19 protein-coding genes are annotated in these 23,057 nt (G+C 72.7%); 6 read left to right on the forward strand and 13 right to left on the reverse strand.

What is annotated here, in order from left to right:
• Nucleotides 1-750 (forward strand): cobalt ECF transporter T component CbiQ, encoded by a 750-nt coding sequence (gene cbiQ / locus AMK10_RS23675; RefSeq protein ID WP_073749907.1) that lies wholly within the window; start codon nucleotides 1-3, stop codon nucleotides 748-750.
• The gene (locus tag AMK10_RS23680; RefSeq protein WP_073749908.1) at nucleotides 747-1,604 is read left to right on the forward strand and encodes an energy-coupling factor ABC transporter ATP-binding protein; all 858 of its coding nucleotides are present in this window, start codon (nucleotides 747-749) and stop codon (nucleotides 1,602-1,604) included. The genes cbiQ and AMK10_RS23680 overlap by 4 nt, the downstream gene beginning before the upstream one ends.
• Nucleotides 1,605-1,713: 109 nt before the next feature.
• Here the strand turns inward: AMK10_RS23680 and AMK10_RS23685 are convergent, their stop codons facing one another.
• From AMK10_RS23685 to AMK10_RS23700, 4 genes are all read right to left on the reverse strand, one after another.
• Nucleotides 1,714-3,168, reverse strand: coding sequence for a hypothetical protein (locus AMK10_RS23685; RefSeq protein ID WP_073749909.1), 1,455 nt, complete (start codon nucleotides 3,166-3,168; stop codon nucleotides 1,714-1,716).
• 185 nt (nucleotides 3,169-3,353) lie between these two features.
• Nucleotides 3,354-4,793 carry a gamma-aminobutyraldehyde dehydrogenase gene (locus tag AMK10_RS23690; protein ID WP_073749910.1) on the reverse strand — a complete coding sequence of 480 codons (1,440 nt, stop codon included), beginning with the start codon at nucleotides 4,791-4,793 and terminating at the stop codon, nucleotides 3,354-3,356.
• A gap of 16 nt (nucleotides 4,794-4,809) precedes the next feature.
• Nucleotides 4,810-5,211, reverse strand: coding sequence for a YybH family protein (locus tag AMK10_RS23695; protein ID WP_073749911.1), 402 nt, complete (start codon nucleotides 5,209-5,211; stop codon nucleotides 4,810-4,812).
• Between the two features lie 66 nt (nucleotides 5,212-5,277).
• A complete protein-coding gene (locus AMK10_RS23700; RefSeq protein ID WP_073750178.1) occupies nucleotides 5,278-6,813 on the reverse strand; it encodes a purine-cytosine permease family protein in 1,536 nt (511 codons plus the stop codon).
• A gap of 101 nt (nucleotides 6,814-6,914) precedes the next feature.
• Here AMK10_RS23700 and AMK10_RS38535 point away from each other — a divergent pair, with 101 nt between their 5' ends.
• A complete protein-coding gene (locus AMK10_RS38535) occupies nucleotides 6,915-8,366 on the forward strand; it encodes a PucR family transcriptional regulator (protein ID WP_073749912.1) in 1,452 nt (483 codons plus the stop codon).
• 31 nt (nucleotides 8,367-8,397) lie between these two features.
• On the opposite strand, the gene AMK10_RS23710 is transcribed toward AMK10_RS38535, so the two are convergent.
• Nucleotides 8,398-9,063, reverse strand: a complete 666-nt coding sequence (locus tag AMK10_RS23710; RefSeq protein WP_241839645.1) for a transglycosylase SLT domain-containing protein — start codon at nucleotides 9,061-9,063, stop codon at nucleotides 8,398-8,400.
• Nucleotides 9,064-9,219: 156 nt separating this feature from the next.
• Nucleotides 9,220-10,443 (reverse strand): cation:proton antiporter, encoded by a 1,224-nt coding sequence (locus AMK10_RS23715; RefSeq protein ID WP_073749913.1) that lies wholly within the window; start codon nucleotides 10,441-10,443, stop codon nucleotides 9,220-9,222.
• A gap of 355 nt (nucleotides 10,444-10,798) precedes the next feature.
• Here AMK10_RS23715 and AMK10_RS23720 point away from each other — a divergent pair, with 355 nt between their 5' ends.
• The 3 genes from AMK10_RS23720 to AMK10_RS23730 all read left to right on the forward strand — a co-directional run bounded on the left by AMK10_RS23720 (nucleotide 10,799) and on the right by AMK10_RS23730 (nucleotide 13,371).
• Nucleotides 10,799-11,482 carry a DNA alkylation repair protein gene (locus tag AMK10_RS23720; protein WP_073749914.1) on the forward strand — a complete coding sequence of 228 codons (684 nt, stop codon included), beginning with the start codon at nucleotides 10,799-10,801 and terminating at the stop codon, nucleotides 11,480-11,482.
• Between the two features lie 176 nt (nucleotides 11,483-11,658).
• On the forward strand, nucleotides 11,659-12,486 hold the full coding sequence (locus AMK10_RS23725) for a siderophore-interacting protein (RefSeq protein ID WP_073749915.1): 828 nt from the start codon (nucleotides 11,659-11,661) through the stop codon (nucleotides 12,484-12,486).
• A gap of 87 nt (nucleotides 12,487-12,573) precedes the next feature.
• Nucleotides 12,574-13,371, forward strand: coding sequence for an AraC family transcriptional regulator (locus AMK10_RS23730; RefSeq protein ID WP_073749916.1), 798 nt, complete (start codon nucleotides 12,574-12,576; stop codon nucleotides 13,369-13,371).
• Nucleotides 13,372-13,385: 14 nt separating this feature from the next.
• Here AMK10_RS23730 and AMK10_RS23735 read toward each other — a convergent pair whose 3' ends face one another.
• The 7 genes from AMK10_RS23735 to AMK10_RS23765 form a co-directional block, all read right to left on the reverse strand.
• On the reverse strand, nucleotides 13,386-14,657 hold the full coding sequence (locus AMK10_RS23735) for an alpha-L-fucosidase (protein ID WP_073749917.1): 1,272 nt from the start codon (nucleotides 14,655-14,657) through the stop codon (nucleotides 13,386-13,388).
• 226 nt (nucleotides 14,658-14,883) lie between these two features.
• Nucleotides 14,884-15,303 (reverse strand): hypothetical protein, encoded by a 420-nt coding sequence (locus AMK10_RS23740; protein WP_073749918.1) that lies wholly within the window; start codon nucleotides 15,301-15,303, stop codon nucleotides 14,884-14,886.
• A gap of 68 nt (nucleotides 15,304-15,371) precedes the next feature.
• Entirely contained in the window at nucleotides 15,372-17,453 is a 2,082-nt protein-coding gene (locus AMK10_RS23745; protein ID WP_073749919.1) for a SpoIIE family protein phosphatase, read from the reverse strand.
• 222 nt (nucleotides 17,454-17,675) lie between these two features.
• On the reverse strand, nucleotides 17,676-18,740 hold the full coding sequence (locus AMK10_RS23750) for a peptidase C39 family protein (protein ID WP_073749920.1): 1,065 nt from the start codon (nucleotides 18,738-18,740) through the stop codon (nucleotides 17,676-17,678).
• 112 nt (nucleotides 18,741-18,852) lie between these two features.
• Nucleotides 18,853-20,955: an iron ABC transporter permease gene (locus tag AMK10_RS23755; protein ID WP_073749921.1), complete on the reverse strand. Its 2,103-nt coding sequence runs from the start codon at nucleotides 20,953-20,955 to the stop codon at nucleotides 18,853-18,855.
• Complete coding sequence (locus AMK10_RS23760; protein WP_073749922.1) at nucleotides 20,952-22,010, reverse strand: ABC transporter substrate-binding protein; 1,059 nt, start codon at nucleotides 22,008-22,010, stop codon at nucleotides 20,952-20,954. Before AMK10_RS23760 ends, AMK10_RS23755 begins: the two co-directional genes overlap by 4 nt.
• Nucleotides 22,011-22,077: 67 nt before the next feature.
• A complete protein-coding gene (locus AMK10_RS23765; RefSeq protein ID WP_073749923.1) occupies nucleotides 22,078-22,941 on the reverse strand; it encodes an ABC transporter ATP-binding protein in 864 nt (287 codons plus the stop codon).
• Nucleotides 22,942-23,057: the final 116 nt, after the last annotated feature.

Below are 23,057 nucleotides of genomic sequence, written 5' to 3' on the forward strand. Positions count from 1 at the left end.
GTGCTGCCGATCGACGCGGCGGCGCACAGCAGTCGCTGGCGCCGCCGCCATCCCCTGGACAAGGCCGTGCTCGGTCTCGGTTTCACGGTGCTGGCGATCTCGCTGCCGCCCTGGCCCGGAGCCGCGCTCGTCCTCGTCACCGCGCTCGCCGTGCTGCTGGGCCCGGCGGGCGTGCCCGGGCGCCGGCTGTGGCGGGCCTACCGGGTGCCGCTGGGCTTCTGCGCCACGGGGGCCGCCACCCTCCTCGTCCAGGTCGGCGGCCCCGAGGGGCTTCTCTCCCTGGCCGACGGCGGTCCCGTACGCGCCGGGGAGCTGCTGCTGCGCACCTCGGCCGCTTCCCTCGGTGTCCTGTTGTTCGCCTTCACCACCCCGATGTCCGACCTGCTGCCCCGTCTGGTCCGGGCGGGGGTGCCCGCGCCGGTGGTGGACGTCGCCCTGGTGACGTACCGGATGAGTTTCCTGCTGCTCGACTCGATGCGCCGGATCAGGCAGGCGCAGGCCGCCCGGCTCGGCCACACCGGCCGGGCCGCGGCCTGGCGTTCCCTGGCCGGGCTCGGCGCCACCGCGTTCGTCAGGGCCTTCGACCGCGCGGCCCGGCTCCAGGCGGGGCTCGCCGGGCGCGGTTACGACGGCACCTTGCGCGTCCTGGTGCCCGAGGCCCGCGTCTCCGTCAGGTTCACGGCCGCGAGCGTCACGCTGCTCGCGGCGCTCGCCGCCCTGACCCTCGTCCTGGAAAGGCCGCTGTCATGAGCGATTCCGTACTCCTCGCCCTGCGGGGCGCGTCCTTCGCCTACGAGGACGGGCCGGTGGTGCTGAGCGGCCTCGACTTCGAGGCCCGCGAGGACCGTGCGCTCGCCCTGCTCGGCCGCAACGGCAGTGGCAAGACCACCCTGATGCGGCTGCTCAGCGGCGGACTGCGCCCGCACGAGGGCCTGTTGACGGTCCAGGGGAACCCGGTCACCTACGACCGCAAGGGGCTGACCCGGCTGCGGACGACGGTGCAGCTGGTCGTGCAGGACCCGGACGACCAGTTGTTCGCCGCGTCCGTCGCGCAGGACGTGTCGTTCGGGCCCCTGAATCTGGGGCTGTCCGACACCGAGGTCCGGGGCAGGGTGGACGAGGCGCTCGCCGCCCTCGACATCACGCACCTGGCCGACCGCCCGACCCATCTCCTCTCCTACGGCCAGCGCAAGCGGACCGCCATCGCGGGGGCGGTCGCGATGCGCCCGCGTGTGCTGATCCTCGACGAGCCGACCGCCGGGCTCGACCCGGACGGCCAGGAGCGGCTGCTCGACACCCTCGGCACGCTCCGCGCGAGCGGCACGACCGTGGTGATGGCCACGCACGACGTCGATCTCGCCCTGCGCTGGGCCGACGACTGCGCGGTCCTCACCCCGGGAGGTGTCCGCTCCGGTCCCGCGCCCACGGTGCTGGCCCGGACGGATCTCCTGCGGGAGGCGGGGCTGCGGCTGCCCTGGGGCATCGCCACGGCCCGGCTGTTGCGCGCCCACGGACTGCTGGACGCGGGGGCACCGGGGCCGCGCACCCCCGAGGAGCTCGCGGCCGTCGCCTCCGGTGCGGAGCCGCCTCGGAGTCCGGGATAGATCTGCCGGAGCCGTTCGTCGTGGGCGAGCTCCTGCGAGGTGCCCGACATCGCGACGGACCCCCGCCGGTCCGCGCGCTGCCGGGCCGGCCGCGCGGAAGGCACCCGGCTCAGGGCGCGATGCCCACACCGGGGATCCGGCTCCATGCCCGCTCCTGGGCGGCGGTCATGGCGGGCCAGGAGAGCCCGCCGGGCCGGGGCCGGACCCGGGAGGCGTACGCCTGGGGCCGGAAGCCGTCGTCGTAGAAGCAGCCGCTCCCGTAGGTCCGGTCGAACGTGGTGCAGGAGGCGGCGACCGAGCGCGCCGTCGGCCTGCTGCCCGAGCGCACCCACCTGTCCAGGGCGGCGAGGGAGCCCGCGTACTCCGAGTCGCTCAGCGCGCTGTGTTCGGTCTCCGTGGTGAACGTCTGGACGAGATCGCCCGCACGGCCGGCGCCCCGGAGCGTGTCGCGGTAGGCCGCCTCGTGCTCGACGAAGGCCGTCGGATCGCCGATCGCGTGCAGGGTGAGGACGGGGAGGGAGATCCGGCCCGTGAGGTCGCTGTCGTAGGAGAGGTCCCGGCGTGCGGTGGGGTCGGCCGTGAAGCGCTCGACTCCGGCGTCGAGGGCCTGGTCGTCGTGTGAACCGGTGTACCGCACCCCGCGGTTGCCGAAGGGGTTCCGGCCTCCGAGCCTGTTCGACACGAGGTCGCGGAAGGTGAAGGTCGCGAACCGCAGATGGGACTCCAGGGAGCGCTCGGGGATGCCGGTGACGGACAGGATGTCGTCGAGGTTGCGCTGCTGGAGCGCGGTGCGGTCCTCGGGGGCGGAGGTGTGGCCGGTGCACTCCTGGAGGCGGGCGCGCAGCCCCTCGCTCGTCATGGTCGAGCCCGCGCGCAGTCCCTGCCAGAGCGGGTACTGCGGCTCGGACGGCCGAGGATGGTTCCGGCAGTAGTACTGGTAGACCACGCGCAGGTCCACGCGGTAGTCGTAGCCGCGCGAGCCGCCGCCGAGGACTCCGCTGGTCAGCAGCGCCCCGTCGTAGGCCCCGGGCCGCGAACCGTACGTCTCCACCACCTTCGCGGCGACGTTTCCGCCCCAGGACTGGCCGTGGACGTAGGTCCGCCCGGGCGGGCCGAACTCCGCGACGAACAGGCGGCGTACGTTCTCGGTGTCGGCGGCGGCCATGCGTGTCCCGTATCCGCCGCGGCGGTAGGAGGAGCCGGCCCAGGCGTATCCCTCGTCGACCATGACGGCCCAGCGTGCGAGGTCGTCGGTGCTGCGGGCGGGGTCGGAGGAGTCGCCCAGATCGGGGCCCCCGTGGGCGTGCACGACGAGAGAGCCGTTCCATCGTGCGGGGACCGCGATCGCGTAGTGGGCCCCGTCGGCGTCCTGCCCCGTGTAGCACCGCGCCTTCGCCGCCAGGCGTTCCGGGCAGGCGGTGGGGGTGGGGCGCTCGGTCCGCGCGACGGCTGTGGCGTTGCCGAGCGGGCCGAGGAGCACCGCCGCGAGCCCGGCAGCGATCAGGGCGGTGGAGCGGCGCCGGAGCGGCCGAGAGGTGTCCGGGGGTGCGTCGGGCGTGTTCAAGGCGCGGCTCCTGTGGGTCCTGGGCGCGAAGTTGCGCCGCAGCCCGGGATGTTAGGGAGCACCTCGGTGAGCGGGACAGACTCCCGCTCATTGCGTTCATAGTGTTCGCCCGCTCGCCCGCGGACACGTCCGCCGCCCGGCCCGGTGACGGGCGGGGCGGCGGACGTACCGATACCGGAGCTGGGTCAGAGCGAGGTCATGACGTGCTTGATCCGGGTGTAGTCCTCGAAGCCGTACGCGGAGAGGTCCTTGCCGTAGCCGGACTTCTTGAACCCGCCGTGCGGCATCTCGGCGACGAGTGCCATGTGGGTGTTGATCCACACGCAGCCGAAGTCGAGGTTCTTCGACATGCGCATCGCCCGTGCGTGGTCCTTGGTCCACACGGAGGAGGCCAGGGCGTAGTCGACGCCGTTGGCGAACTCCACGGCCTGGGCCTCGTCGGTGAAGGACTGGACCGTCATGACCGGGCCGAAGACCTCGTTCTGGACGATCTCGTCGTCCTGGCGCAGGCCGGAGACGACGGTGGGGGCGTAGAAGTAGCCCTTGTCGCCGACCCGGTGGCCGCCCGCCTCGACCGTGGCGTGCTCGGGCAGCCGCTCGACGAAACCGCTGACCTGGGCGAGCTGTCCGGCGTTGTTGAGCGGGCCGTACAGCACGTCCTCGTCGTCCGGCTGCCCGGTCCTCGTGTCGGCCGCCGCCTTGGCGAGGGCGGCGACGAACTCGTCGTGGACCGACTCGTGGACGAGGATGCGGGTGGCGGCCGTGCAGTCCTGGCCCGCGTTGAAGAAGCCGCCGACCACCAGGTCCTCGACCGCCTTCGCCAGGTCCGCGTCCTCGAAGACCACGGCGGGAGCCTTGCCGCCGAGCTCCAGGTGGACCCGCTTGACGTCCTTGGACGCGCTCTGGGCGACCTGGATACCGGCCCGTACGGAACCGGTGATGGACGCCATCGCCGGGGTGGGGTGCTCCACCATCAGGCGACCGGTGTCACGGTCGCCGCAGACCACGTTGAAGATGCCGCGGGGCAGTTCCAGCTCGGTGAGCACCCCGCCGATGATCTCGGCGATCAGGACCGTGGACGCGGGGGTGGTGTCCGAGGGCTTGAGCACGACCGCGTTGCCCGCGGCGAGCGCCGGGGCGAACTTCCAGACCGCCATCAGCAGCGGGTAGTTCCAGGGCGCGACCTGGGCGCACACGCCGACCGGCTCGCGCCGGATGATGGAGGTCAGACCCTCCATGTACTCGCCGGCCGAGCGGCCCTCCAGCATCCGTGCCGCGCCCGCGAAGAAGCGCACCTGGTCGATGGCGGGGGCGAGTTCCTCGCTGTGGGTGAGGTGGAGCGGCTTGCCGGTGTCGCGGCTCTCCGCGGCGACCAGCTCGTCCGCCCGCGCCTCCATCGCGTCGGCGATCTTCAGGAGCGCGCGCTGGCGCACGGCGGGGGTGGTGTCGCGCCAGACCGGGAACGCGGCGGCCGCGGCCGCCATCGCCGCGTCGACGTCCGCCGCGCCGGAGAGCGGGGAGGTCGCGTAGACGGCGCCCGTGGTGGGGTCCACCACGTCGAGCGTGCGGCCGTCACGGGCGTCGGCGAACGCACCGTCGATGTAGTTGCGGAAGGTGGTGCTCATGGAACGTCGCTCCTGGTCAGACGGTGGTGCGGGCGGAAAGGTGCTCGTGGACGGCGCTCCAGCGGCCGTCGGCGGCCCGGGCGAAGACGATGGTCTCCCGCTCGTGGACCGTCTCCTCACCCGCGTGCGTGGCGACCCGTGTCTCGACGTCGTGGCTGAAGACGGCGGTGTCGCCGAAGGGCTGGATCAGCTGGGCGGACGAGACGCAGCCGAGTATCCGGAAGCCGTCCTGCTCCTCCCACTGCTGCCAGAGGGCGCGGTACTCCGCCGTGGAGCCGAGGCGCTGGGGGGTGGTGTGGAAGACGAAGGTCGCTTCGGGGGCGAAGGCGCCGAAGTAGTCGTCGACGCGGCCTTCGGCGAAGGCCGCGACGAGCGCGCCGGCGGCGTCGCGGACCTCCTGGACGGTGGTGGTGCTCATGTTCTGCTCCTGGTCACGGGCGTTCCGGCCATGGCCGGAACGCCCGGTCGGGGGTGGCGGCGCGGGTCAGCCGGCCGCTGCGGTCTCGGGGAGGCTCTTCTCCGTGTCGCTGGTGATCGGGGGCACGGGGGTGTCCGAGGCCCGGACGAAGCGGGGTCCGTCCGGTCCGTACACGGCGCGCGGCTCGGGGAAGAGCCTGAGCAGGGTGAGGTAGAGGACGGTCGCGAGGACCAGGCCGACCGGCAGGGAGATGTCCGCGCCGTCGGCGAGGTCGCCGAGCGGGCCGACGAACTGGCCGGGCAGGTTGGTGAAGAGGAGCGCCACGACGGCCGAGACGAGCCAGGTGGACATGCCGCGCCAGTTCCAGCCGTGCGTGAACCAGTAGCGGCCACCGCGCTGGCGGCGGTTGAAAACCTGGAGCGCCTCCGCGTCGTACCAGCCGCGCCGGGTGACGTAGCCGAGGGCCATCACGATCATCCACGGTGCGGTGCAGGTGATGATCAGCGTCGCGAAGGTGGAGATGGACTGCGCGAGGTTGAGGGCGAAGCGGCCCACGAAGATGAAGGCGATGGACAGGACGCCGATGAAGAAGGTGGCCTGGACGCGGCTGAAGCGGGTGAAGACGCTGGAGAAGTCCAGGCCCGTGCCGTAGAGGGCCGTCGTGCCGGTGGAGAGACCGCCGATCAGGGCGATCAGGCAGAGCGGCAGGAAGTACCAGCCGGGCGAGATCGCGAGCAGCCCGCCGACGTAGTTGGGGGCGGCAGGATCGACGTACTTCGCGGCCTTGGTGGCGATGATCGACGCGGTGGCCAGGCCGAAGAGGAACGGCAGCAGGGTGGCGACCTGGGCGAGGAACGCGGCGCCCATCACCCGGCGGCGCGGGGTCCCGGACGGGATGTAGCGGGACCAGTCGCCGAGGAACGCGCCGAAGGAGACCGGGTTGGAGAGCACGATCAGCGCGGCACCGATGAACGAGGGCCAGAACAGCGGGTCCGCGGTCGAGGCGAAGGCGCCCGCGTAACCGGGGTCGAAGTCGCCGGCGAAGGCGAACGCCCCGAGGACGAAGAGCGCGGAGGCGGCCAGTACCGCGATCTTGTTGACCAGCAGCATGAACCGGAAGCCGTAGATGCAGACGACCAGCACGAGGACGGCGAAGAGGGCGTACGCGATCCCGTAGGTGACGTCCGACTCGGGCACGTCCACGAGCCGGTGGGCACCGCCCACGAGCGCGTCGCCCGAGGACCACACCGAGATCGAGAAGAAGGCTATCGCGGTCAGCAGCGAGAGGAACGAGCCGACGACCCGGCCGTGCACACCCAGGTGCGCGGAGGAGGAGACGGCGTTGTTCGTGCCGTTGGCCGGTCCGAAGAGCGCCATCGGGGCCAGCAGCAGCGCGCCCGCGAGGAGACCGAGGACGGTCGCGGCGAGCCCCTGCCAGAAGGAGAGACCGAAGAGGATCGGGAACGCGCCCAGCACGCAGGTCGCGAAGGTGTTGGCGCCGCCGAAGGCGAGCCGGAACAGATCGAGCGGGCGGGCCGTGCGGTCCTCGTCCGGGATCCGCTCGACACCATTGGTCTCGATTTCGGTGATCGAGTTCGTCACGGACACTTCACCTTCCGTTCGTGCGTAGGGGTCCCAGCAGTCTGTGGCCCGCCGACGATCAGCGACAACTGTGGTCAGCACAAAGATGTAGGGTCCGGTCTGTGGCCAGCAACAAACTCACGGTCGAGGATCTCCTCTCCTTCCCGGCGCTCCAGCTCTCGGTGAAGGCGGGCAGCGGCGGCCTCCGCCGGTCCGTCTCGTGGGCCCACGCGAGCGAGCTCGCCGATCCGACCCCCTGGCTGCTGGGCGCCGAGCTGATGATGACGACGGGCCTGGCCGTCCCCCGGGGCGCGGCGGAGCAGCGCGCGTATCTGGAGCGGCTGGACGACGCGGGCGTGTCCGGTCTCGCCCTGTCGGCGCAACTGCACATGCCGCCGCTCCACGACGCGTTCTTCGAGGCGGCCGAGGAGCGGGGCTTCCCTGTCCTGGAGGTCCCGCTCGCCGTCCCCTTCATCGCCGTGGCCCAGGAGGTCGCGGCCTCGGTCCAGGAGGACGCCCGGCACCGGCTGGGCGCGCAGCTCCAGGTCTTCGGCTCCCTGCGCTGGCTGGTCGCCGAGAACCTCGACACCCCGGCACTGCTGCGCAGGCTCGAAGGGCTGTCGGGGTACGACGTCTACCTCTGCACACCGCAGGGCCGTCCCCTGCTGCCCGGTGTCCCCACACCCGATCCCGGGGTCCTGCCCGCTTCCGTCGACGCTCCGCCCACGGTGCCCGGCGGCTTCGTGCTCCCGGTGCCCGCGCCCGGCGGCCCGGCGGGCTTCCTCGTGGCGTACGAGCGTCAGGGCGCCCAGCCCGCGGGGCTCGCCGTCGTCCAGCACATCGCCACGGTGGCGGCGCTGCGGCTGGCGATGGTGCGGAACGAGCGCGAGGTGCTGCGCCGTGAGGGAGCGGAGACACTGGCCGAGCTGTTGCAGGAGGTGATCGACCCCGATACGGCCAGACGCCGGCTCGCCCGGCACCGGATCGAGGGGGACGCCGCGCTGCTGGTGGTCCGCCGCACCACGGACGAGGCGCTGCTGAGCTGCCTGGAGGATCATCCGCATCTGCTGCTCACCAGGGGCGAGGACCGTTATGTCCTGGGCGCGCCGGAGCTGGCGGAGGCCGTGGGCGGGCTGGCCGGCGTGGCGGCGGGGATGAGCCGTCCCTTCGCGCCGGGCGTCGCGCTGAAGATCGCCGAGCGCGAGGCGCTCTGGGCCGTGTCGAAGGCCGTGGAGTCCGGCCGTCCGGTCGTGCGGTACGGCGACGACGCGACGGGCCGGTGGCTGCCCGACGATCCCGCCGTGCTGACCGCGCTGGTGGAGCACGTGCTCGGCGGTGTCCTGCGGTACGACGAGGCCCACGACTCGCATCTGCTGGTCTCCGTCCGTACCTGGATGGAGCGCGACCGCCGCACCGAGTCGGCCGCGGCGGCGCTGCACATCCATCCGAACACCCTCGCCTACCGGCTGCGCCGTTTCGGCGCTCTCGCCGACCGCGATCTGTCGTCCACGGGCGCGATGGCCGAGGTCTGGCTGGCGATCCAGGCGGCGGGGGCGCTGGGCCTCACCGACTGACCGGCGCGTTGCCGGTCCGGGGCGGTCGTGCTCAGTAGGCCGAGTCGACGTTGTCGATGGAGCCGTACTTGTCGGCCGCGTAGTTGGCGGCCGCGGTGATGTTGGCCACCGGGTCGGTCAGGTCCTTCGGCGTACCGTCGACGTGGTACGCCTCGAAGGTCGGCTGGATCATCTGGAGCAGCCCCTTGGAGGGGGTGCCGTTCTGCGCGTTGACGTCCCAGCCGTTGGAGGCGTCGGGGTCGCCGCCGGACTCGCGCATGATGTTGCGGTGCAGGCCCTCGTAGGTGCCGGGGATCCCCTCCTCGTCCATGATCTCCAGGGACTCCCGGATCCAGCCGTCCAGCTTGTCCTTGTCCGCCGAGGCTCCGGCCGTGGACACGCTGTGCGAGGCGGGCTCGGCGGCGTGCGCGGGGGACGGGGCGAGGGTCAGGGCGGCTGCGGCGGCTCCTGCGGCGCACAGTCCGGAAACCGAGAACCTGCGGATCCGGGCGGCACGGGAGGCGGTGGTCAGGGGCGTGGCGGACGTACGGATGAAGCACTCTCCTCGGTCTGACGGCAGGACGGCCACCGGGCTGCGGCAGCGGGGCGGCGGTGCGCGGCGAGGTCCGTGTGTACGGCTCCGCGGTGACCGGCCGGTCCGCGGCGACTGCTCCCGGGGCGTGAATCCATGGTTGACGGCACGCCGGAGCGACGGCAAGGAGCGGTGGTACTACGCGCCTGCGTAGGCCGTGCCCGTCGGGCCGGCCCGGGCGGTCGAACACGGCGGGCCCGTGCACCGGGCCCTACTACCGCGCCTCGTATGTGATCTGCGGCCTATGGGTCGAGTCACACGGCGCGGCCCGGCGAAGCGCCCTCACCACGCCTCGGTGCCGGCCGCCTCGTCGGTGGGGGCCGGCGCCCGGCCCGGCCCGTCGGCCCTCGCCCGCAGTCGCGTCGCGAGCAGCGGCAGCACGAGGACCGACAGCATCGCGGCACCGACCAGCGACGCCGCCTCGTTGGATTCGAGGAGCTTCTGGTCCAGGCCGATGGTCGTGATCGCGACGACCAGGGGCAGGCACGTCGAGGCGTAGAGGGCCAGGCCCGCCCGGTCGGCGGAGCCCAGGTCCTTCGGAGCGAACGCGTACACCGGGCCGCCCCGCACCAGCACGAACAGCAGCAGGAACAACGGCACCACCAGCAGGGCGGCCACGTCGTGCAGGAGCGCGTCCAGGTCGAACTCGATGCCGGTGACGACGTAGAACAGGGGTACGAGGAAGCCGAAGCCCATCGCCTCCACCTTGCCGAGGATCTCTTCGCTGCTCTCGGGCGCGGCCCTGTGCAGGACGAGGCGGGTGAGGATGCCCGCGGCGAACGCGCCCAGCAGCACGTCCAGGCCGAACACTTCGGCGAGGCCCAGCATGCACGCGAGCAGCAGCATCACGAACCGGACGGCGAACTGTCCGCTGCTGTGCAGGGTCCGTTCCGTCAGCCGTGTGAACCACGGCGGCCGGGGCCGTGTCGCCCAGAAGACGGCCGCGGCGGCGATCACCCCGAACGCGGCCAGCAGGGCCGCCGACTCGGCCGGGCGACGCCCGCTGAGCAGCAGCGCCATGGCGACGACGGGACCGAACTCGCCGACGGCTCCGAACGCCGTCATGACCGTGCCGAAGCGGCCCTTCAGCTCCCCCCGGTCACGCAGCATCGGCAGCACCGTGCCGAGGGCCGTGCTGGTCAGCGCGGTACCGATGACGAACGCCTCGAACACCTGGCCTGCGGTGATGAGCATGGCCAGCCCGATGCCGGCGGCGAGCGAGATCAGCCAGGCCCACAGGGATCGGCGCAGGGTCTCGCCGCGCACCGCCGCGAACTGGATCTCGTAACCGGCGAGGAAGATCAGCATGGACAGCCCGAGGTCGGCGAGGGTGTCGATGACCGTGTCCGTGTGCGCCCAGCCGAGCACGTCGGGGCCGATGAGGATTCCGAGGGCGATCTCGAAGATCACCAGCGGAATCCGCAGCCTGCGTCCGGTCGCGTACACGAGCAGCGGCGCCAGTACGGCTGCCGCCATGATCAGGACGAGCGTGCCGGGGTGCGTCATGCGGCAGCTCCGTGGGGCCGGCTCACCGGGCGAGCACCGGATGCCGTCGGCCGTCCCCGTCTGCCCGGTGCTCGGGACGGGGTTCCGTGGTCCGGGACATCTGGATCTCCCTCACAGCCGGCATGCGGTGGCCGGGCACGCGGCACAGGTGCACGGTCTGTGCCACTCTCGCCCGCGCCCCGGGGCCGTACGAGCGGGTGTACGCCGTCGGGGTGAGGCCCGCCCCGCCCGGCGGCGGGGCGCGCGCACTGCCGGGCTCGCCGTCCGCGATCTCGCGCAGGCACTCCCGGCCGGCCGCCGGGGAGTGCGCCGTAGGCTGCTCGCAGGTGCGGGACCGGAGACCGAGGAGGCCCAGGTGGCGGAGACGACGGTGGCCGAGGTGATGGCCGAGCTGGCCGCGCTCGACGACCCGAAGGTGCGCGCGGTCAACGAGAGACACGGCGACGATCACGGCGTGAATCTCGGCAGGCTGCGCGCACTGGCGAAGCGGCTGAAGACCCGGCAGGACCTCGCGCGCGAGCTCTGGGGCACGGGTGACACGGCGGCGCGACTGCTCACGACGCTCATCTGCCGCCCGAAGGCGTTCGAGCGGGACGAGCTGGACGAGCTGGACGCCATGATCCGCGAGGCGGGCACCCCCAAGGTGCACGACTGGCTCGTGAACCACGTGGTGAAGAAGAGCCCGCACTCCGAGGAGCTGCGCGTGTCCTGGTCGGCCGACCCGGACCCGGTGGTCGCGAGTGCCGGATGGGCTCTGACCACGGAACGCGTGGCGAAGAAGCCCGGGGGCCTCGACCTCGAAGGGCTGCTGGACGTCATCGAGGCGGAGCTCGCGGACGCCCCGGACCGACTGCAGTGGGCGATGAACCACTGCCTGGCCCGGATCGGCATCGAGCACCCGGAGCACCGCGCCCATGCGATCGGGATCGGCGAGCGTCTGGGAGTGCTCAAGGACTACCCGGTCTCCCCCGGTTGCACGTCTCCGTTCGCGCCCGTCTGGATCGACGAGATGGTGCGGCGGCAGGAGCACAAGCCGTAGACCAGGCCACCGGTGCGGGGACAGATGGCCGAGCGCGGGACACGGGTCTGGCGGCCCCGGTGTCTCCGCCGGTCGGCGCTCCGGCCGTACTCACCTCGCCCGGCGGGGAGCTCTCACGATTTTCTGTGGCGCACCAGGGGTTTGACGGAAACTTAGCTTAGGCTACCCTTCATTGCGTGTCGAAAACCCCCAGGCTCATGCCCAAGCAACCCGGTCTGTTCCGTGGCGAAGTGGTCCGCAGCGAGCGCTTCTCCCCGTCGATACAACGGGTGACCATCACCGGCGCCAATCTCGCCGACTTCCCCTGGCTGGGGTACGACCACTGGTTCCGTCTCTTCCTGCGCCTGCCTCACCAGGCGGACTTCGTGCTTCCCGAGCTCTCGGGCTCGCGATGGTGGGACCCCTATTACGCCATTCCGCAGGACGTGCGGCCGCACTGCGCCAACTACACCGTCGCCGATTTCCGCCCCGAAGCGGCCGAGATGGACATCGACTTCGTCGTGCACTGCGGCCCGGAGGGTGAGCCCGAGGGCGCCGCGGCGATCTGGGCCTGCGCGGCCGGCTCCGGCGATCCGGTCGCCGTGCTGGACCAGGGCCTCATCTTCGACCGCCCGGAGGACGCCTCCGAGGTGCTCGTGGTCGCCGACGAGAGCGGCCTGCCGTCGACCGCCGGCATCCTGCGCTCCCTCCCGCGCGACACCACGGGACGCGTCATCCAGGAGATCCCGCTCGCCGAGGACCGCCGCCCGCTCGACGCACCGGCCGGTGTCTCCGTGACCTGGGTGGTCCGCGACGACGCGACCGCGGTGCCCGGCGCCGCCGCACTGGAGGAACTCCGCCGCCACGAGACCGTCGACGAGGCGGGTTACGCGTTCGTCGTCGGCGAGTCGACGCTCGCCACCGAGGGCCGCCGTCACCTCGTCCGCGCGGGCCTCCCGAAGGACCGCATCACGTTCTCCGGCTTCTGGAAGAGCGAGAAGAAGGCGAAGCTGGTACGCGCCTGACGGGCTGGCGGGTGGGGCGTCATGGTCTTTCCGCGGGCCCCGCACGACCGTGCCGTGGGCGGACAGGGCCACTGGTAGATTTTTCGCATGACGGAGAGTGCCTGGGTCCGGCCCGGGCGGTCCTGCGCGGTGCGGCTGGACGAGCCGCCGCGCGTGCTCAGCCTCGGCAGGGGCGTCCACGGGACGACGAGCGCGGTCGACGTCTTCCGGCTCCCCGACCTGTGGCAGCTCCACCTGTACCAGTACAGCGCCGACCTGGTCGTCGACGGAGTGCTCCATGCCGTGCGGCCCGGACACGTCAGCCTGGTCCCGCCGGGGGCCGAGGTGCGCTACCGCTACCGCGGGCGGTCCCAGCACCTGTACGCGCATCTGCGGCTGCCGGGCACGGGAGAGCCGCTCACCGTGCCGGTGGTCCAGGACGCCGGCGCGCAGACCCCGGAGTTCGCCGGGCTGCTGCTGGGGGCCATCGCCGCCGCGCCGCGCAGTGCGCGGCGGGCCGATGCCGAGGTGTGGGCGGCCCTGTGGCGGCTGGCCGAGCTCGCCGAGCCGAAGGGGCGGGGCGGCGGACCGCACGCCTCGTTCTCCGGCGCCGTCGCGCACATCGAGTCGCATCTCGCGGAGCGTCTGCTCGTCCCGGAGGTGGCGCGGGCCTCCGGGGTGTCTCACAACCAGCTGATCCGGCTGTTCCGCGCGGAGACCGGCGGCACGGTCGTGGCGTACATCCGGCGCCGGCGGATGGAGCGGGCACGCCATCTGCTGCGGGAGACGACGCTGCCGATCCAGGCGATCGCGGCGGCCGTCGGCATGGACGACCTCCAGGCCTTCAACAAGGCGTGCCGGCGCGAACTGGGCGCCTCCCCGCGCGCCGTCCGCGCCGGCGGCTGACCGACCAGGGCGGCTCAGCTGCGGCCGCTGCCCCGGTACAGGTCCAGCTCACCGTCGAGTTCGACACTCAGCACGGTCGCCTGCTCGTCGAGGTCCGTCCCGCTCGGCGCGTCGATCCACAGCACGCCCGGTACGTCGCCGAGTCCTCCGGTGAAGCGGTGGGCCAGCTCGGTGCCCGTACCGAGGACGCTCACCCGCCGGACCTTGTTGCGCAGGCCGCGCAGCGAGACCGACTCCCGGGGGGTGTCGAAGCAGACCAGGTGGAGGGTGCGCCGGTCGGCCGAGAGGGTGCTGGGGCCGTAGTGGTGCCCGGCCGGCAGGCCCGCCCCGGTGCCGTACACGGCGGCGGAGTGCTTGGCGATCCAGGCCCCGAGGCCCTCCAGCCGCTCGGCCTGTTCCGCGGGGATCGTGCCGTCCTCGCGCGGTCCGACGGCGAGCAGGAGGTTGCCGCCCGCGCCGATCGTCTCGGCGAAGTAGCGCACCAGCCGGCGGACGGACTTCTGGTCGTGGTCGTGGTGCTGGTAGCCCCAGGAGTTGTTGACGGTCAGGCACAGTTCCCAGGGTCCGTCCGGGGGCAGCAGCGGTACGCCCTGTTCCGGGGTGGCGTAGTCGCCGTGGCTGAGCATGCGCGCGTTGAGGACGGTCTCCGGGTTCCCCGCGATGATCTGCCGGGCCAGCTCCCCCATCCCCCACTGCTCCTCGCTGCGCTCCCATTCGCCGTCGAACCACAGGAGGTCGGGCCGGTAGCGGGACACGAGTTCCCCGACCTGGGCGTCGCGGTACGCGACGAACCTGGCCCAGGCCTCCGGGTCGGCCACGCCGTCCTCCGGGGTGACGAGGGGGTGGGTGGCCACGTCCTCGGTCGGCGGCTCGGGATGGACCACGCTCGCGTAGTCCGGGTGGTTCCAGTCCGAGTGCGAGTAGTACAGGCCGACCTTGAGGCCCCGTTCCCGCAGGGCGTCGGCGTAACCGGCCACGAGGTCGCGTCCGGCGGGTGTGCGGCGTACGACGTCCAGGTCGCCGTGGGCGGTGTCCCACAGCGCCACACCGTCGTGATGACGCGCGGTCAGTACGGCGTACCTGGCACCGGCGCGAACGAACAGGTCCGCCCAGGCGCCCGGGTCGTACCTGGACGCGGTGAAACCGTCCAGCTGCCGCATGTACCGCTCGTGCGGCACCTGTCCCGTGTAGAACGCCCATGACTCGGGGACGCCGTCGACCGCGTAGATCCCGTAGTGGATGAAGATGCCCAACTTGGCGTCGGGGAACCAGGGTTGCATCGGCATGGGGTGCTGTCCTCGGTGAGTGCGGAGGCGGGAGGGGCGCGAGGCCCGCGCACCGTCCACGCTAGGTCGCACCGGCCGCCCCGCGCGTGGGTGACGCTCACCTGGACTGGTCGATTCTCACCACGCGGGCGCAGAAGTGTGCGGACAGCATGCGGGCGTGCGCCCACGCGGTACCCCCGGTTCGGGTGGCACCGGGACAACCGGCTGGGCCGTCCGGACCGGACGCTCAAGGACGCGTGGCAGTGGCGGGGATGCCGGACTCCCGGAGCGCGCGGGCCAGATACTCCATCTCGGGAAGCGTTCCCGAGTAGTCACCGTCCAGCACACGGCGCAGCTCAGCTCTGGCGTCACGCAGGTCGATGCCGAGCGCGGCCCGCAGCATGCGCAGGACCGCGACACCCGTAGCCGGCGGAGCGCTCACCCGGAGCGACGCGGGGCCATGCTCGGAGAGCAACTGGGCTCGCCGTTCCGTCGGTATGTCGCCGTCGCACGCGTACGTGGCAGAGCCGCAGGCGGAACAGACCGATTCGACGTCCCAGCGCAACTGGCCGTTCACCAGGGCCTGCACTCCCCAGCACTCCAGCTCCGCATCGCAGTCCTGGCACACCGCGGAGTACCTGACGGCGTCGAAGACCGTCCGGTCCATACCCACCCCCGATGAGACGAAGCCGGATGAGATGACGTGTTCGCCTCACTCGGCCCCTCGCCCCCTCATCACCCCGATTCAAGCACCTGCTCGGTCCAGATCGTCTTGCCCCGGGCACCGTAGCGGCAGCCCCACCGCGTGGAGAGCTGGGCGATCAGGAACAGGCCCCGCCCGCCCTCGTCCGTGTTCAGTGCCCGGCGCAGGCGCGGCTGGGTGTTGCTGGGGTCGGAGACCTCGCACACGAGCACCCGGTCGCGGATGAGCCGGAGGACGATGGGGCCGCTGGCGTAGCGCATCGCGTTCGTGACGAGTTCACTGACGATGAGCTCGGTGGCGAAGGCCTCCTTCTCCAGCCCCCAGACGGCCAGCCGGCCGAGGACGTCGGTACGGGCGTCGTGGACCGCCGCGGGGTCGGCGGCGTACTCCCAGGTAGCCGTGTCCTGTTCGGCCACCGCACGCGTACGGGCGAGCAGGAGGGTGACATCGTCCTCGAGCTGCTCAGGTTCGGCGAGGCGGCCGGTCATCCAGGAGGCGATGTCGTCGAGGCTGTCGCCGGTCGCCACCAACTGCCCCAGCTCCGCGGGGAGTCCCGCTCCCTGCGCGATCGCGCTGGTCCGGCCGGCTTCCTCGTCGCGCCGGAGCAGGCCGTCGGTGTAGAGGGCCAGCACGCTGCCGACCGGAAGCGTCGTGGTGAACACCTCGAAGGGAATGTCCCCGACGCCCAGGGGCGGCCCGGGGATCACGGGCGCGTACTCGGCGCTTCCGTCGGGCAGCACGATCACCGGCGCCGGGTGCCCGGCGCTGGCCATCTGGCACACCCTGGACACCGGGTCGTAGACGGCGAACAGGCAGGAGGCGCCGACGGTGTCCGGTTCTTCGGACTCGCCCATCATGCGCTGGACGAGGTCGTCGAGGCGGGTGAGCAGTTCGTCCGGAGGCAGGTCGAGGTCGGCGAGGGTCTGCACCGCTGTCCGCAGCCTGGCCATGGTGGCGGTCGCCTGCAGACCGTGGCCGATGACGTCACCGACGACCAGGGCCATCCTCAGCGACGAGATCGGGAACGCGTCGTACCAGTCCCCGCCGACGCTGAGCCCACCGCCCGCGGGCAGATAGACCCCGGCGGTCTCGACGGCCGCGGTCTCGGTGGCCGCGGGCGGCAGCAGGCTCTGCTGGAAGACGACGGCCGTCCGGTGTTCGCGGGTGAACCGGAAGGCGTTGTCGATCGCGAGGGCAGTGCGGTGGCACAGGTCCTGCATGAGCTCGACGTCCGCGTCCGAGAACGGTTCAGGATCGTCCACGCGGTACACCTGAGCGTAGCCGAAGAACCGCCCGCGGTGGTGGAGGGGGCAGCCGAGCACGTGCCGCAGTCCTTCCGGCAGGAAGCGCTCGATCAGCTCCGGGTCGTGGCCGAGGAAGGCACGGGCGGTCTCCGCGTCCGCCATGAGCGCTCCCCCGACTGCGGGGGCGGCGGTCGCGGGCTGCTCGGGGACGAACGGAAGGGCTTCGCCGACCTGTGCCAGAGCGGCGGGCCACGTGCCGTCCACCGCCTTGACCGCGACACGGCGCGGAGCCGAGGCCTCCCGGCCGATGTAGCCGGGCTGCGGGTCACGTCCTCTGAGGACGTCCTCGGGAAATTCGACGCACGCGAGGTCACCGAGGGCGGGCACGAGAACGGCGACCAGGTCGCGGGCGCTGTTCACGACGTCCAGCGAGCCGCCGATCTCGAAGGCGTCGCGGTACGCCGCCGACAGCCGCTGCTGGGTCCTGTGCCGCTCGGTGACCTCGACGGCGGCGATCGCGACCCCGACCGGCGCCCCGAGGGGGCCGTCGAGGCGGATGCAGGTGAGCGACACCACCCGGTCGGATCCGGGCGGCCCGAGCGGGTACTCCGCCGCGACCACGGGTCTCCCGGTGCCAGCCACCCGCGCCGTGAAGGCCCGTACGGTCCCGTGGGCACCGGTGCCGGGCAGGTCCAGCAGCCATTCCTCGCCCGCGCCGTCCGGGCGCATCGCCTTGTAGGCGGCGTTCGTACGGACGGGGCGGAACTCCGTGTCGAGCTCCAGGACCGCGATGTCGTCCTGGGAGAGCAGCGCCCGGGCGAGGACCGAGTCCCGGTCCCACCCTCCGGCATCGTGAGAGCCAGCCGCCACGGCGTCACCTCCCTCGGTCACGGCGGCAGCCGGACACCACCGCGAAGCCTCTCAACGGCCAGGATGCGCCCTGGCGGAAGACGGGGCACCTCGACGGCGCGGGACGACGGCGGTGCCCTGGGCTGTGCCGGGCAGCGTAGCGGCTACGGCTCCCGTCGGCCACGGCCCCGCGACAGATGACGTGCGGGCCGGCGGGACCCGCGGTTCACCGGCCGTCAGCCGTCAGCCGATGGTCACGGCCCCGCGGAAGTCGTCCGGCGCCATCGTCGACATCGTGTCGAGCTCCGGGTCGGGGACGGGCAGCAGATGGGCGTCCACCCAGGTGTCCCCCGCTGCCGCGTTGGACCACGGGTCCTCGATCACGACGGCGCCGGGCACGGCGCCGTGGCAGAGCACCCAGTGCGGCACGTCGAACCCCTGCATCCCGGCGAGCGAGACCAGGAGCAGCACATGTCCCTGCCGGCCGATCACGCTGCGGATGCCGGACATGGGGAGGTGGCGCGGATCGATGGGTACGCCGACGTGTTCGGCGTCCGTGCGCGAGGCCCGCTGAAGCAGGGCGCGCCACACCTGCTCGCCCTCCGCGAGGTGGCCGAGCAGGACGGGCTCGTCCGTGTCGAGATGGACCTCGACGGGGGACGCCGGCCACGCCCGGCGCACGGCGACGCCCAGCCCGACGGGCTCGCACGCGGGGAAGTTGGTCGCGCCGCGCCACAGCGTCAGCTCAGCCGGGCGGTCGAGCTCGTCCCGCCGCAGCGTCCCCGCGTGCGCCTGCGCGACCAGGGCGGTGACCGCGCCGCAGGTGAAGTGCGTGGTCTGCCCGTAGTACGGGGGCTCGGTCACCGTGCCGTCGTGCAGCCAGCGCACGTAACCGGTGCCGGGCCCGGCCTCCTCCTCCGACTGCCCGAGCGGAGGGCACAGGGGGGTGAAGCCGCAGGCGGCGGCGTCCTCGGGGCGCGCCGTCCATCCTTCCCACTTGACCTGCGCGAGCTCCCGGCCGTGCGCGTGGGCGACGACGGCTGCCACGGCTGCCCGCACGTCGCCGACGGCGTCCACGATCTTCAGGTAGCCCGTGTGCGGGCGGGATGTCACGAGCGCGGCGGCGGTCCAGCCCTCGCCGTCGTCACCGGGGACGGCCACGATGCGGGGGTCGTGGGCCGAGCGGTCGACGGCGTGCCAGCGCTCCAGCACCTCGTGGTGCGCGAGCCGCTCCAGCGGGGCCGGTGAGGTGTCGGGCTCGAAGGGGACGACGATGCTGTTCACGGGTGCTTCCTGCTGAGGTGGCATGAGGTGTTCCTGACGGATCCGGCAGGACGTGGACGCGCCGACGGCCGCCGGCTGCGGGAGGACGTGGGCGCTCCGACGACCGTCGCGTGCGCGGGGGTGCCGCTGCCTGGTGTCATGCGCGCGACCGTCGGAGCACCCAGATGAAGTACGGGGCTCCGACCAGGGCGATCATCAGGCCGGCGGGTATCTGTGCGGGGGCGACGAGCGTACGGCCGAGGGCGTCCGCCACACAGACCAGCAGGCCGCCGAGCAGCATCGCGACCGGGATCGCGCGGCCGTGCCGGGCGCCGACCAGGGACCGGGCGAGGTGCGGGGCGACGAGGCCGACGAAGCCGACGACTCCGACGGCGATCACGCTGAGTGCCGCCAGCACCGCGGCGACGGCCAGTGCGACGAAGCGTGTGCGTTCCAGCCTGACGCCGACGATGCGCGGGGTGTCCTCGTCGACGGCGAGCAGGTCGAGCCGGCTCCGCATGGCGAACAGCACGGGAAGTGCGAGCGCCAGGGCCACCGCGACGGGTACGACGTCGGGCAGCGTGCGCCCGTAGGTCGTACCGGAGAGCCAGGTGAAGATCCTGGGCGTGTTGTACGGGTCGGCGCGCAGCAGGAGGAAGGTCGTGATGGAGCTGAGGCCGTAACCGCAGCCGATCCCGATCAGGACGAACCGGTCGGGCAGGAAGCCGCCGCGCCAGGCCAGCAGGGCGATCACCCCGAACGTGGCGAGCCCTGCCGCGACCGCGACGGCGATGAGCACCGGCCGCCCGCCCGGGATGCCCGAGGTGACGACGCTCGCCGCGCCCAGGCCGGCGCCCGCCGTGATGCCGAGTACACCTGGTTCCGCCAGCGGGTTGCGCACCGCGCTCTGCACGACGCATCCGGCCAGTCCGAGTGCGGCACCCGCGAGGACCGCTGCGGCCACCCGTGGGACCCGGTCGTCGAGCGCCTGGCCGATCAGGCCGGGGGCGGCGCCCCGGGCCCAGAGCGCGATGTCCCCCGTACGCAGCCAGAGGCTTCCCGCCAGTACGGCGACGAGGACGGCGGCGGCCAGGAGCGCGACCGCGCCGAGGACGACGAGGAGGAACGCGCGAGGTGACCGCACGGCGACCCGCGCGTGCGGCGGCTGCCGGAGCCGGCCGGTGTCGCGGAGGCGCATCGCGAGGACCACGATCACGACGGAGCCGAGCAGCGCCGTCGGCACGCCCGTGGGAATGGAGGCGGCGCCGTCCGCGCCCTGGATCGCGCGCAGCGTGGCGTCCGCGAGCAGGATGAGCAGCGCGCCGAGCAGCCCGGCCGCGGGCAGCAGGAGCAGATGCTTGCGCAGCGCCCTGACCCGCCCCGCGATGAGGCGGGCCAGGACGGGGGCGCCGAGGCCGACGAAGGCGATCGGGCCCGCGAGCGTCACCGCGGTGCTGGTCAGGAGCACCGCGCAGACCACGGCGACCACACGGGTGGACCTGATCGGCACACCGAGGGTGGACGCGGCGTCGTCGCCGAGGTTCATCACGTCCAGCCGCCGGGAGAGCGCCAGGGCGGCGCACAGCACCACGGCCACGAGGGGGAAGGCCCGTATCGACGCGTCGATGTTCAGCTGGGCGAGCGAGCCGCTCCCCCAGGCGAAGAGTCCGGTGGTGTTCTGGTCGAACAGGATGAGGAGCATCCCGGTCGCCGCGTCCAGGGCCATCGCCGTCGCCGATCCGGCGAGGATGAGGCGGGTGCCGGCGGTGCCCGCGGCCCGGCCGGCGAGGAGCAGCACGAGGGCCGCCGCCACCAGGCCGCCGGCGAAGGCGACGGCTCCCGACGCCCAGAGCGGGACGGCGAAACCGAAGGCGGCGACGAGCGTGATCGTGAAGTAGGCCCCGGCCGTGACCGCGAGGGTGTCCGGGGAGGCGAGCGCGTTGTGCGTGACGGACTGGAGGAGCGTGCCCGCGCAGCCGAGGGCGAAGCCCACCGCCACGCCCGCCAGCAGGCGCGGCAGGCGCGAGCCGGTGAGGATCTCGCCGACCGGCGCCCCGCCCGTGTCCTCCCGTTCCCCGGCGAGGTGGCGCAGCAGGTCGCCGACGCCGACGCCCGACGTCCCCTGCGTCAGGTGCCACATGCCCACCAGGGTGGTCACGGCGAGGAGGAGTGCCAGGACGGCCACCCCGGTGGGGCCGCCGCCGCGCTCGTCGCGCGGCAGCGTCTCCCCACCGAGTGCCGTCGTCCGCGCTGTGCTCACTTCTTGTCGAGTACGTCGACGTACGCGTCGATCGCCTGCTCGCAGGAGCGCGGACCGCCCGCGCCCCACACCCGCGCCGGGAAGGCGTGCGCGCGGCCTTCCTTCACGGCCGGGAGGGACTTCCAGATCGGGTTCTTGCCGAGCGCGGCGACGTAGCCGCCGGCGCCCTCGTCGTTGGCGTAGAAGAGGTTGGCGTCGCCGACCGCGGTGAGGCCCTCGACGTCGGTCTGCGCGAGGCCGTAGGAGGGGTCGACGCCGCCGTCGCCGTGGGCCTTGTTGACGTCGTTGGTCCACGCGGGCTTCATACCGAGTTCCTTGCCTATCTCGGTGAAGAGGGCGCCGTCGCTGTAGGGGCGGACGGTGAGGTTGCCGCCCTGGAGCCAGCCGTCGAAGAAGAGGAAGTCCTTCGTCGGCAGCTCGGCGTCGATGACCTGCTGCTTCGCCTCGGCCAGGTGGTCGTCGAACTGCTTGAGCACCTGGTCGGCCCGCTCGGTGCGGCCGGTGACCTCGCCGATCATGCTGAAGACGTCCCGCATGTTCCCGATCGGGTCCTTCGGGTTCGCCCCTCGCGTCACCATGACGGGGACGCCGCGCTTCTCCAGCTTCTTGACGGTCTCGTCGTCGGCGTCGAACGCCTCCACGACGATGAGGTCGGGCTTCGCCGCGTAGAGGGTGTCGAGGTCGGGTTCCTCACGGGTGCCGATGTCCGTCACTCCGTCGGGGAGCTTCTCCGCGCTGACCCAGGTGCTGTAGCCCTTCGCGTCGGAGACCGCGGTGGGGGTGACGCAGAGGGTCAGCGCGTCCTCGACCTGCTGCCATTCCAGGACCGCGATGCGCTCGGCGGGCTTGTCGAGCTTCACCTGCCGGCCGACGCCGTCCTTGAAGGAGACGGGCTCGGTCGAGGTGGCCGTGGTGTCGTCGGCGCAGCTCTTCGACGCGGGCGGCGCGCTGGTGCTGCTGCCTGCCTCGTCGACGCTGGTCGTGCCGCAGGCCGTCGCGGCCAGGACGATGAGCCCTGCGGAGGCCGACGCCGCCAGGCGATGGGCACGGTTCATGAAGGATCCTCTTCTCGATCGGTGTGGGAGCGGCGGATGTGCCGCTGCGTGCGGGGGCAGCCCGGTTTCAGGCGGGGTGCCGCCCGATGGGGTCGATGCGGAGCCGCCCCGTGCGGGGATCGGTGCCGACCTCGACGCGGATGTCGTAGACCTCGCCGATGTTCTCGGCGGTGAGGACGTCGGCGGGTGCCCCGGCGGCGTGGACGCGGCCGGAGCGCATCAGGACCAGCGTGTCCGCGACGCGGGACGCCTGGTCGAGGTCGTGCAGCACGATGCCGACGGCGATGCCGTGCTCCTCGACGAGGTCGCGCACCAGGTCGAGCGTCTCGATCTGGTAGCGCAGGTCCAGGTGGTTGGTGGGTTCGTCCAGGAGCACGACGCCGGTGTCCTGGGCGAGGCAGGCCGCGAGCCAGACTCGCTGCATCTCCCCGCCGGAGAGTTCTCCGACCGGCCGGTCCGCCATGTCCCGTACGCCGGTGACGCCCATGGCGTGGTCGACCGCGGTCCGGTCGTCGGCGGTGAGTCCGGCGAAGCCCCGGCGGTAGGGGTGGCGTCCGAACGCCACGACCTCCGCGACCGTCAGCCCCTGGGGTGCGGGCCTGGACTGCGAGAACAGCGTGACCTCGCGGGCGAACCGGCGGGCGCTCAGCAGGGCCGCGTCGCGCTCGGGCTGCCCGTCGGTGGCGCCGAGCGTCACCCGGCCGCCGTCCAGCCGGTGCAGCCGGGAGAGCGCTCGCAGCAGCGTGGACTTCCCGCTGCCGTTGGGTCCGACGAGGGCGGTGGCGCGGCCGGGCTCCAGGCTCAGCGAGACGCCGTGGACGACCGGCTTGCCGCCGTAACGCAGCACCAGGTCGTGCCCGTCGAGGGCGGCGGCAGGCGTGGCGTCGCCGGACGCCGGGCGACCGGCGTGCCGGGAGGAGCGTATGAACATCGGTGGGTTCCGGAGGTCGGAGGGGCAGGGGCCGCGGCACCCTCCGTCCGGCCTTCGCCGGCCGGGCGCCGCAGACTCTCCCACGCACGGAACGCACCGTTCGCGTCGAGCAACAA

This window comes from Streptomyces sp. CB02058 (genome assembly GCF_001905505.1).
In the GTDB taxonomy this organism is placed as follows: Bacteria; Actinomycetota; Actinomycetes; order Streptomycetales; family Streptomycetaceae; genus Streptomyces.